General features: G+C 65.2%; 7 protein-coding genes. 4 read left to right on the top strand and 3 right to left on the bottom strand.

Annotated elements, in window-relative coordinates; genetic code table 11:
* Positions 1-2 precede the first annotated feature (2 nt).
* From trpB to VKR55_RS27385, 4 genes are all read left to right on the top strand, one after another.
* Positions 3-1,190, top strand: a complete 1,188-nt coding sequence (gene trpB, locus VKR55_RS27400) for a tryptophan synthase subunit beta (RefSeq protein ID WP_324408341.1) — start codon at positions 3-5, stop codon at positions 1,188-1,190.
* On the top strand, positions 1,187-2,026 hold the full coding sequence (gene trpA, locus VKR55_RS27395) for a tryptophan synthase subunit alpha (RefSeq protein ID WP_324408340.1): 840 nt from the start codon (positions 1,187-1,189) through the stop codon (positions 2,024-2,026). The genes trpB and trpA overlap by 4 nt, the downstream gene beginning before the upstream one ends.
* 88 nt (positions 2,027-2,114) lie before the next feature.
* Positions 2,115-3,056, top strand: a complete 942-nt coding sequence (gene accD, locus VKR55_RS27390) for an acetyl-CoA carboxylase, carboxyltransferase subunit beta (protein WP_324408339.1) — start codon at positions 2,115-2,117, stop codon at positions 3,054-3,056.
* Entirely contained in the window at positions 3,053-4,381 is a 1,329-nt protein-coding gene (locus VKR55_RS27385) for a bifunctional folylpolyglutamate synthase/dihydrofolate synthase (RefSeq protein ID WP_324408337.1), read from the top strand. Before accD ends, VKR55_RS27385 begins: the two co-directional genes overlap by 4 nt.
* A gap of 188 nt (positions 4,382-4,569) precedes the next feature.
* On the opposite strand, the gene trxA is transcribed toward VKR55_RS27385, so the two are convergent.
* The 3 genes from trxA to addB form a co-directional block, all read right to left on the bottom strand.
* Positions 4,570-4,890, bottom strand: a complete 321-nt coding sequence (trxA, locus tag VKR55_RS27380) for a thioredoxin (protein ID WP_324408335.1) — start codon at positions 4,888-4,890, stop codon at positions 4,570-4,572.
* Positions 4,891-4,979: 89 nt separating this feature from the next.
* Positions 4,980-8,474 carry a double-strand break repair helicase AddA gene (gene addA, locus VKR55_RS27375; protein WP_324408334.1) on the bottom strand — a complete coding sequence of 1,165 codons (3,495 nt, stop codon included), beginning with the start codon at positions 8,472-8,474 and terminating at the stop codon, positions 4,980-4,982.
* Positions 8,468-11,614: a double-strand break repair protein AddB gene (gene addB / locus VKR55_RS27370; protein WP_324408332.1), complete on the bottom strand. Its 3,147-nt coding sequence runs from the start codon at positions 11,612-11,614 to the stop codon at positions 8,468-8,470. The genes addA and addB overlap by 7 nt, the downstream gene beginning before the upstream one ends.
* Between the last annotated feature and the right edge of the window lie 122 nt (positions 11,615-11,736).

Below are 11,736 nucleotides of genomic sequence, written 5' to 3'. Positions count from 1 at the left end.
GCATCGGTCCCGACGACCACGGCCATTTCGGCATCTTCGGCGGCCGCTTCGTCGCGGAAACCCTGATGCCGCTGATCCTCGATCTCGAAAGGGCCTACGCGGAAGCGAGGGCCGACGGCGCGTTCCGCGCCGAGATGGAAGGCTACCTCAAGCATTACGTTGGCCGGCCGTCGCCGCTCTACTACGCCGAACGGCTGTCGCAGCATCTCGGTGGCGCCAAGATTTACCTGAAGCGCGAGGAGCTCAATCACACCGGCTCGCACAAGGTCAACAATGTGCTGGGCCAGATCATGATGGCGCGCCGCATGGGCAAGAAGCGCATCATCGCCGAGACCGGTGCGGGCCAGCATGGCGTCGCCACCGCGACGCTTTGCGCGCGCTTCGGCCTCGAATGCGTCGTCTACATGGGCGCGGTCGACGTCGCCCGCCAGCAGCCGAACGTGATCCGCATGGAGATGTTGGGGGCAAAGGTGTTTCCGGTGCAGTCTGGCACGCGCACGCTGAAGGATGCGATGAATGAAGCGTTGCGCGACTGGGTCACCAACGTGCACAACACGTTCTACTGCATCGGCACGGTGGCGGGCCCGCATCCCTATCCGATGATGGTGCGCGACTTCCAGTCGGTGATCGGCGAGGAGACGAGGAAGCAGATGCAGGAGGCGGAAGGCCGCCTGCCGGATTCGCTCGTCGCCTGCATCGGCGGCGGCTCCAACGCGATGGGCCTGTTCCATCCTTTCCTCGACGATCCCTCAGTCGAGATCTTCGGCGTCGAAGCCGCCGGCCATGGACTCACGCAATTGCATGCGGCCTCGATCGCCGGCGGCCGTCCCGGCGTTCTGCACGGCAACCGCACCTATCTGCTGATGAACGATGACGGCCAGATCCAGGACGCGCATTCGATCTCGGCCGGCCTGGATTATCCCGGCATCGGGCCTGAGCATTCCTGGCTGCACGAGATCGGACGCGTGAATTATCTCTCCGCGACCGACGATGAGGCGCTGGAAGCCTTCCAGTTGCTGTCGCGGCTCGAAGGCATCATCCCGGCGCTCGAGCCCGCGCATGCAATTGCGAAAGTGATGGAGCTCGCGCCCGAGCGGCCGAAGGATCATCTCATGGTCGTCAACCTCTCCGGCCGCGGCGACAAGGACGTGCCGCAGGTCGGCGACATCCTGAAAGCGAGGAAGACGTGACGACCCGCATTGACGCGCGTTTTGCGCAACTCGCGAAAGAGGGCCGCTCGGCTTTCGTCACGTTCCTGATGGCGGGCGATCCCGATCCCTTAACCTCGCTTGAGATCATCAAGGCCATGCCCAAGGCCGGTGCCGATATCATCGAGATCGGCATGCCCTTCACCGATCCGATGGCCGACGGTCCGTCGATCCAGGCTGCGGGCCTGCGCGCGCTGAAGGGCGGCATGACGCTCAAAAAGACGCTGGAGATGGTCCGCGCCTTCCGCAAGGACGACAACGCCACGCCGCTGGTGCTGATGGGCTATTACAATCCGATCTACATCTATGGCGTCGATAAATTCCTTGCCGATGCCAAGACCACCGGCGTCGACGGCCTGATTATCGTCGACCTGCCGCCGGAGGAAGACACCGAGCTCTGCCTGCCGGCGTTGAAGGCCGGCCTCAATTTCATTCGGCTGGCGACGCCGACCACCGACGACAAGCGACTGCCGGCCGTGCTCGCCAACACATCGGGCTTTGTCTATTACGTCTCGATCACGGGAATCACGGGCGCTGCCGCAGCCGACTCGAAGGCCGTCGGCGAAGCCGTGGCGCGCATCAAGCGGCATACTGACCTGCCCGTCTGCGTCGGCTTCGGCATCCGCACGCCGGACGCGGCGCGCGCCATCGCCGAGCGCGCCAATGGCGCCGTGGTCGGAACCGCGCTGGTCGATGCCGTGCGCGGCAGCCTTGATCCGGAGGGGCGCGCGACCGCCAAAACCGTTAACGCGGTCGCCGAGCTTGCGGCGTCGCTAGCCAAAGGCGTGCGGGCCGCTCGCAAACAGGCGGCCGAATAAGCTAATTTAATGTCGAGGTAAGGGGCGGCAGCTTGCTGGGCATTCCTGGAGCCGCCATATATTTGGGACGATCGCCACGGAGCGAAACATGAATTGGCTCACCAACGTCGTTCGGCCGAAGATCCGCAACATGCTGCGGCGGGAGACGCCGGAGAATCTGTGGATCAAGTGCCCCGATTCCGGGCAGCTCGTGTTCTACAAGGACGTCGAGGCCAATCAGTTCGTCATCCCCGGCTCCAACTACCACATGCGCATGGGTGCGGTGGCGCGGCTGAAGTCGATCTTCGACAACGAGACCTGGTTTGACGTGGCGCTGCCGGAGGTGACCGCCGACCCCCTGAAATTCCGCGACGAGAAGCGCTACGCCGACCGCATCAAGGATGCGCGCGCGCGCACCAGCTTGAATGACGCGGTCAAGGTCGGCTACGGCAAGCTGGAAGGTGCGGCCGTCGTCATTGCCGTGCAGGATTTCGATTTCATGGGCGGTTCGCTCGGTATGGCCGCGGGTGAGGCGATCGTCCGCGGTATGGAGCTTGCCGTCGAGAAGAAATCGCCCTTCATCGTCTTTGCCGCTTCCGGCGGTGCGCGGATGCAGGAAGGCATCCTGTCGCTGATGCAGATGCCGCGCACCACGGTTGCCGTGCAGATGCTGCGCGAGGCGAAGCTGCCTTACATCGTCGTGCTGACCAATCCGACGACCGGCGGCGTCACCGCGTCCTACGCCATGCTCGGCGACATCCAGATCGCGGAGCCCGGCGCGCTGATCGGTTTTGCCGGCGCACGCGTGATCGAGCAGACCATCCGCGAGAAACTGCCCGACGGATTCCAGCGCGCCGAATATCTCAGGGATCATGGCATGGTCGACATGGTCGTGCATCGCCATGAGTTGCGTCCGACGCTGGCGCGTCTGTGCCGTCTTCTGACCAAGTCGCCCGCGATTGAGCCCGCGCCAAAGGCCGCGCCGCTCGTTCCCGAGCCAGCCCAGATCATGCCGGCCCCGGAAGCAGCGCCGGCCGCGCCCCACGCGTGAACGCTCCCGCCGCCAAACCGCTGCGCCCGCTTGACGACGTGATCGCACGGCTGGGCAGCCTGCATCCGAAGCGAATCGATCTCAGTCTTGATCGCATGCATCGCGTGCTGGAGCGGCTCGGTCACCCCGAGAAGAAGGTGCCGCCGGTGATCCACGTCGCCGGCACCAACGGCAAGGGGTCGACGATCGCATACCTGCGCGCGATCCTGGAAGCCGCGGGCTATTACGTCCACGTCTATACCTCGCCCTGGCTGGTGCGCATCAACGAATGTTTTCGACTTGCCGGCGCGCTCGTCGGTGATGAGGAATTGCGGGCCGCGCTCGAACAATGCGAGCGCGCCAATGCCGGCGAGCCGCTGACTTTCTTTGAAGCCAAGACCGCCGCGGGCTTCTGCCTGTTCGCGGAGCATCCGGCCGATGTGCTGCTGCTCGAGGTCGGCCTCGGCGGCCGGCTCGATTCCACCAATGTCGTCGAGGCGCCGCTTGCAAGCGTGATTGCGCCGATCAGTTTCGATCACATGGAATTCCTCGGTAACACGCTGACCTCGATCGCCGGCGAGAAAGCCGCAATCATCAAGCGCAACGTGCCCGTGATCTCCGCAGAGCAGCCGGGCGAGGCGATGACGGCGATCGAGCAGCAGGCGCAGCGAATGCGCGCACCGTTGCATGCCGCGGGCCAGCACTGGCATGTCGGCGTCGAGCGCGGCCGACTGGTTTATCAGGATGAGCGCGGCCTTCTGGATCTCCCAGCGCCCAGATTGTTCGGCCGGCATCAATTCGACAATGCCGGGCTTGCGATCGCGACCTTGCGCGCGGTCGACAGCCTCAAGCTCGGACACGCCCCTTTCGAGGGCATCGTCAATGCCGAATGGCCGGCACGGATGCAGCGGCTGTCGTCAGGCAGGCTGATCGAGCTTGGCCCGGCCGGCTGCGAGATCTGGCTCGATGGCGGACACAATGCGGAAGGCGGCCGCGTCGCCGCAGCGGCACTTTGCGATCTCGAGGAGCGGGTATCGCGTCCCCTGGTCGTGATCGCGGGCATGATGGGCAACAAGGATGCTCACGCGTTTCTCGCCAACTTCGCCGGCCTCACCCGCCACATCTTCACGGTGGAGATTCCAGGCCAGGACAATGCGATGCCGCAGGACCGGCTTGCGGATGCCGCCCGCGCGCTCGGCATGCGCGTCGAGATCGCAGGCACCATCGAGGCAGCGCTACGCACGCTGGCGACGCTTGCTTATGAAGTGCCACCGCGGATTCTGATTGCAGGCTCGCTCTACCTCGCCGGCCACGTGCTCGCCATCAACGGCACGCCGCCAGGTTAGGAGCGGACACGCGCTCGCGCCTTGCTTCCGATTGTCATTGCCGGGCTTGACCCGGCAATCCATCATTTTGAGAGAAGCCTTTCTTCCGATGGATGCGCGGGTCAAGCCCGCGCATGACGAGTAGAGGCCACAAACAAAAACGGCCGGCTCAGCGCCGGCCGTCATGCAAATATCTCGCTTGAAGCGGATCAGACCGCAGCGGAAATCCACTGCTGCAGCTTCTGCTTCGGTGCGGCGCCGACCTGGCGGGAAGCCATTTCGCCGCCCTTGAAGATCATCAGGGTCGGGATCGACATCACGCCATATTTCGACGCCGTCTTCGGGCTCTCGTCGACGTTGAGCTTCACGATCTTGACCTTCTCGCCCATCGCGCCGGCGATCTCGTCGAGCGCGGGAGCGATCATGCGGCAGGGGCCGCACCATTCGGCCCAGAAGTCGACCACGACAGGCCCTTGTGCCTTGAGCACTTCGGATTCGAAATCGGCGTCAGAAACCTTGCCAACGGCCATAGGATACCTCGTTCGGTTGGAGAGGAAGGCGCGCCCTAGAATCGCGCCGGGGATCATGGGATGAAACCTATGAACGGGGCGTTGCCGGGTCAAGCGCGGCCTACTCCGGCGGCGGCGGATGCCAGCTCCGCTTCCAGCGCGGGAGCGGAAATCTCCATCAAATCAGTGGTTTCGGTCCAGAGCAGGGCGGCCCGGACGCTGCGCTCTGGATAAAGCTTGCGCAAAACCGCCCGGTAGAGCGCGAGTTGTCGGACATAGGCGGCAGGCGCCTCGGCGACGGAAACAGGCGGCGCGTGGTTGGTCTTGAAATCGACGATCAAAACTTCGTTTTCCGTCACGACCAGGCGGTCGATCTGGCCGGAAACGAGCACCTCTCCGCGTCCGGGCAAGTCGAGCCGGCCGACAATAGCGACCTCGGCCCGGCTGCCATCCGCAAACACGGCCGCGAATCGCGCGTCCGCGATCAGCGCCAGCACGCTTTCAGCAAGCTGCTCCCGTCCGGCCTCGTCCCAGGCGGATGCGTTGCGCGCCAAAAATTTTTGTGCCGCCTCGCCCCGCCGCTCAATCGCGAGATCGGGCAATGATTGCAGCAGGCGATGCACCAGCGTGCCGCGCTGGAGCGCGCGGGTGCGCTCGGCGATTGATTCGCCGGATCGCGCCTTCCAAGCCGCGTGGCTTGCGGCATCGGACGGACGCAGGAATTGATCACCCGATACCGTGGCCGTGACCGGCGTACGCAGCCATTGCGGCAGCTCACGGCGGGCGGGCGCAGCTATTGCTGCTGCAACTCCCGTTGCAGGTGCCGCATCCTCCGGACGCAGGTAGCGCTTGATCGGACCATCCGCCGTATCGATGATCTCCTCCTGCAATCCGGAAGCCTGCAGGCCCTTGCCGATCAAATCGTACCAGCACAGCTTGCGCACGGTGTTCATGTTGCCCGGCATGATGCCCGCGACGATCAGCCGGTCGGCGGCGCGCGTCATCGCGACATAGAGCAGGCGGCGATATTCGTCCTCGGTATCGCCGAGCATCTTCTCGCGTGCGTCCGCGATGACCTTGGGATCGTCGGCCTTCCTGCCGGCCCAGACCACGACCTCGCCGCCATTGCCGCGCGGTACGTTGATCAGCCGCAGCCGCTGCGTATCCGAGGGTGAGGAGGTGGTGTCGACCATGAACACCACGGAGGCTTCCAAGCCCTTCGCGCCGTGCACGGTCATGACGCGGACCTCGTCGCGCGAGATTTCCATGTCGCGCTTCACCTCGGTATCGGCCGAGCGCAGCCACGCCATAAAACCCTGCAGCGAAGCGGGCGCCTTGCGCTCATAATTCAGCGCGAGCTCGAGGAACTCATCGAGCGCGTCGTTGGCCTCATGGCCGAGCCGGCGCAGGATGCGCTGCCGCCCGCCATCGCCGCCAAGCAGCCAGGCATAGAACGCAAACGGCGTTTCCTGCGCAAAGCGCCGCTCGCATTGCACGAGGCGGCCTTCGGCGCTTTTGAATTTGTCGTTGATCGCCGCCTGCTTCGACAGCGCCTCGCGCAGCGAGCCCTTGCGGTCCCACGCAAGCGCGAACAGATCGTCTTCGGAGAGACCAAACAGTGGGCTTTTCAGCGCGACCGCGAGCGCAAGATCGTCCCGCGGCAAGAGAAGCGCGTCGGCAAGGTTCATGAGATCGATGATCGCGATGTGCTCGGTCAATTTGAGCCGGTCGGCTCCGGCGACCGGAATACCCGCCTGCTTCAGCGCCTGGATGATCGCATCAAAGATATTGCCGCGACGGCGCACCAGCACCAGCACGTCGCCGTAGCGCAGCCGCCTGCGGTCGTCCCTGTGCCCGGTCATCGTGCCGCTTTCGACCAGCCGCCTGATCTCGGCCTGGATGCGCCGGGAGAGTTTGACTTCAGGGCTCGTCAGCGACACGCCGTCGAACGGCGCGCGCCAGCCCTCGATGTCTTTCTTCTCGTCGTGTTCTGCGAGAGTCCAGAACTCGATCTGGCTCGGGCCCGCGTCCGCAAGCGAGTGATGGATCGGATAGCCGATGTCGGGCGAGTGGATGCTGCGATAGATCGCTTCATCGCGGAACACGTGGTCGACCGATTGCAGGATCGCCGGCCCCGAGCGGAACGAATAGGTGAACGACACCGGATCGAATTTCAGCCCGGCGGCGGTGAATTTTCGTTCGAGCTCGCGGCGGCGCTGATCGAACTCATGGGGTGCTGCACCCTGGAACGAGAAGATCGATTGCTTCTCGTCGCCGACCGCAAAGATGGTGCGCACCACGCCGTCGCGCGCGCCGGCGCCAGCGGTGAATTCGGAGATGATGTGGTCGACGATCTCCCATTGCCGCGGGCTCGTGTCCTGCGCCTCGTCGATCAGCACATGGTCGACGCCGCGGTCGAGCTTGTAGTGCACCCAGCCCGCCGAGATGCGCTTGAGCATATCCAGCGTCTTGTCGATGAGATCGTCGTAGTCGAGCAGCCCGCGCTCCAGCTTCTCGCGCCGGTAGTTCGCCGCCGCCGCGGTCGCGATATGCAGGAGCGCCTGGGTGCGGTCGCGCGTCACGACGGCGCGGCGCCTTTCGATGAGCGGCGTGAGGCGCAGGATCTCGGCCTCAAACATCCGCGCGACCGATGGATTGGCGTCGCCGAACTTCCTGGTGATGACAGTTTTGCGCGGCGCTTTCTCATCGGTGAGGAAGACGCCGAGATATCTGTCTACCTGTTCGGCCCCGCTTGCCGTCAGCGCCTCGCGCAGACGGGCTGCCTGTTCGCCATCGGATTTGCTCCCACCGTCGAGTGCGGGGGCAATCTCTATCCACCGCCGTCGCGGCAAATAAGGGCCATCCAGAATCTCGTTCTCGACGTCTTCGACGCGATCATCCTCACTGACACCGAGCACAGTCCCCATCTGCGCAGCGGCGGCTTCCGCGCTGCCGGTCACATCGGACCAGGCCATGAAATGATCGCGGGAGAGGCACGCCTCGCGGACCACATCCTTGAAGGTGACGTCGGCTGCATTGGCCATCGCGGTCTGGAGCGCGCGGCCAAGCGCGCTGTCGGGCGCGCGCGAGGCCTCGAGAAACACCTTGAGGTTCGCGCGCTCCATCATGTCGGTCTGGTCGCGATCGTCGAGTACGGCAAAGCGCGCCGGCACGTTGGCCTCGAAGGGAAATTGCTGCAACAGCCGCGTGCAGAGCGCGTGGATGGTCTGCACCTTCAGGCCACCCGGCGTCTCCAGCGCGCGCGCGAACAATTCGCGGGCCTTCTTGCGCAGCGTCGCGCTTGCGTAGGGAATGCCGACGCCGCGGATCGCATCGTCGAGCGCGGTGTCATCGAGCGTCACCCAATGACCGAGCGTGGTGAACACGCGCTCGGCCATGTTGGCGGCAGCCGCCTTGGTGAAGGTGATGCAGAGGATTTTTTCCGGCGACACGTCAGCAAGCAACAGCCGGATCACCCGCTGCACCAGCACATGCGTCTTGCCGGAGCCGGCATTCGCCGAGACGAAAGACGAGGAGGCGGGATTCGACGCCCGCGCCTGCGTCGCGCGCACTGCGTCGGGGATGGGGCGAGCGGCCTTCACCATTCCGGAAGCCCCAATCCGCCGGCCGCCGACCATTCCTTGATCCGCGCCAGGTCATCATAAGTGCCGTAGCGGTCGCTCCACATCGACAGCACCAGCGAACGATAGGGTTCGTCCTCATTCTCGAACTTGCGGATCAAGGCCTCGAGTTGCGCCCGCGCATAATCGGCGGCAGCGTCCGGATGCTGCGGCGTGTCGCCAGGCTTGATCTTGAGTTCGAGCGAGCGCTCCTCGCCCGGTGGGTTGTTGCCACTGAGGCGAACATAAACGAGCTCGCCGACCGACGAGTTGGCGTCGATCCCCGCAAAGCCGCCCTCGCGCAGGATCGCCGCTTCCAGCGTCAGCTGCGGCGACAGGCCCATGCGCACCTGCTTGCCCGTCGGCGGCTGCCCGGTCTTGTAGTCGAGGATCGCATACGTGCCGTCGGCGCGGCGCTCGATGCGGTCGGCGCGCGCCGAGAGGGTGAAGGTTCGCTCATTGTCGAGCGGAATTGCGATCTCGCCCTTGATCTCGGCGTCGATCGCCCGAATGTTCTCGCGCCGCGCACGCTCCCATTCGGAAAACCATTTGGCGATGCGCTGGAAGCGCGGCCACCACAGCGCTTTTGCTTCGGGCCGCTCCATCAGCGGCGCAAAGTATTTCAGCCCGATCTCGCGCAAGGCGCTCATGGCGTCGTCGGGCAATTTCGCCGCCGCGTTTTTCGTGAACTCGCCGATCGCGTCGTGAATCGCCGAGCCGCGATCGGCCGCCGACAGCGGCATATCGACGGGGTCCAGTGCCTCCAACCTCAGAATATATTTCGCGTAGATCGTGTAGGGATCGCGCAGCCAGTCCTCGATCGCCGTCACCGACAATGTAAGCGGCCGCATCGCAAGCGGCGGTCTCGGCTCCGGCTGCGCGATCGGCTTGACCGCTTCAGGCCGATCAAGCTCGTGGGCGAAATGCACGTACCGCTGGCCGGCGGTCTTCGCGGCCTCCCAGTGTTCCTCGCCTGCGACCGCTTCGAGGCGATGCAGGAAGCGCGAGGCGACCGCCGGCGCGCCACCGGCCTTCGCGCTGTGGCTCAGGATCACGTCTTGGTGCCCGAGCAGTTGCGCGAAATCGTGCGCGGAAAGGCCGATGCGCCGCTCCGGCAGGTCGAGGCCGAGCTCATGCCGCATCGGCCGGCTAAGCCAGGGATCGATGCGCGGCGCCGGCGGCCACACGCCCTCGATCAGGCCGCCGACGATGACGCGGGCGGCCTGCATCAGCCGCGATTCCAGAGGGCCGTAGATGTGGAGTTTTGTCCCAGGCCTTTCAGGCCGGCGTACCGCGCGATCCGCAAAGGCGGTCTGGAACAGCTCGGGATAGTCGGTCAGTGCGACCAGGAGTCCGCTCTGCCGCTGCTCGGAGAGCAGTTCATCGAATGCAGCCGCAAGAGCGAGGCCTTCCTGCTCCTCGAAGGCGACCGAAACGCCGTCCTGGTCGCGCGACAATGCGATCAGCGCTTCGCGATGGCGGCTCGCGAGCTCGGCGAAATCATAGGGCCGCGTCGAGGACAGGCTTTCCAGCGGCTTCAGCGCCGCTTGCAGCGCTGATATCAACGCTTGCGCGCGGTCGAGTTCACGATCTCTGAGCCGCGTGCGCGGCTCGGCATGATGCAGCGAGGAAACTTCCTTCCGATTGAGCTTGTCGAGCTCGCTACGGAAGCGCGCAAAATCCTGTGCCAGCCCGGCCGTGCCCGGCTGCGGTCGCGTACCGCGCAGTAGCGCGAACTCCAGGGTCTCGATTGCAGGCGTCAGCGCGCCCTCCGCGCTGCCCAACCGGCATAGCGGATGCTTCAGCAGCGCCAGCAGCGTCGCCGGTTCCAGCCCTCCTGCGATCGCCTCCGCCGCAAGACGCGCGAAGGTGCCGACGGGCGTTTCGATCAGCGCGTCGCCGCCGGAATCCTCATAATCGAGATTCCACCGCCCGAGTGCGGCCATCACCCGCCGCGCCAGCGCGCGGTCCGGCGTGACCAACGCCGCCGACTTGCCGAGATGGTGCGCCTCGCGCAGCGCGACCGCGATCGAAAGCGCCTCCATCTCCGGATTAGGCGCCTCGATCACGGCGAGGTTCTTCATGCCGCTTGCGATATGCGCTGCGATGGCAGGTTGCTTCAGCCTGTCATGCCATTGTGCGGTCGCATTCGACGGCCGCATTGCTTCCGACAGCAGCACGTCCCGGCCGTCTGTTCCGGGCGGCTCCAAAATCTCGACATCGCGGCGCTCGATGCCGAACCGCTCCAACAGCGCATGCATTGCAAATTGCGGATGGTTCGAAGCCGGATGCTCGGTGAATTTGCCCTGCGCATCGCGCGCGCCGCCGATGCCCTGCCATGACTCCTCGTCGAGATCGGTGTCGAGCCCCGGCAGGATCACCGCGCCTTGCGGCAGTTTCGCCACCGCCGCCAGGAACTTTGCGGTGGTCGGCATCGAACCGGTCGAGCCCGCGGCGATCACGGGCCCCTTGTGATGGCTGGTCAACCGCGCGGCTTCGGCCGAGATCAAAAAGTCGCGCCGCGCTGCCGGCTCGATCTTGCCGATCTCGGCAAGGTAGTTCGGCCAGGTCTCGCGCGCGATCTTCAGGAACTCGAGCGAATGCTGCCAGTAGATGTCGAGCTGGTCCGGCACGAGGCCGTCGAGCTTGTTCCACGGCACGCCGCGCGTCACCATGTCGTCCATCAGCCGCGCGAGATCGGAGGCCAAGGCAAGCGTCGCGGCGGGGCCGCCGACCACCAGCGGTGCCAGCACCTCGCCCTTGGCCCAGGCCGCAACCAAGCGCGCCAGCGTCAACCGCCGCTCAAGCTCGCCGAGCCTTGGCGGTATCTCGAGTGGCGCGGAGCCTGCGAACTGCTCGGCTTCGTCGGCGAAGGCAAGCTCATCCTCGTCGATGTCGCCGAGCGGGACGATGCGCGGCAGCACCGCGGCGTCGCTTTTCAGTTCATCCAGGAACACCTCGCGCGCGACCCGCACCGCGCGCCGCGTCGGCAGATAGAGCGTCGCTTCCGCAAGCCTTGCCGGATGGCGGCGCGCCTCAAACCCCTCGACCAGCCGGCCATCGATCAGCGCCGAGATCACGCAGCGCAGGAACGGCACGGAAAGCGGAACGCTGAAAACGCGCATGAGGGGCCTGCTTTGAGGAATCGTGCGCGCCAATATAGAGACTCTCAATTCGTCATGCGCGGGCTTGACCCGCCTGCGGGGCCGAAGCCCCTTCGGCGCGGCGAAGGCCCGCGCATCCATCT

Origin of the sequence: Bradyrhizobium sp. (genome assembly GCF_035309285.1) — a bacterium.
Taxonomy (GTDB): Bacteria; Pseudomonadota; Alphaproteobacteria; order Rhizobiales; family Xanthobacteraceae; genus Bradyrhizobium.
This window is presented reverse-complemented; position numbering and strand designations above follow the sequence as displayed.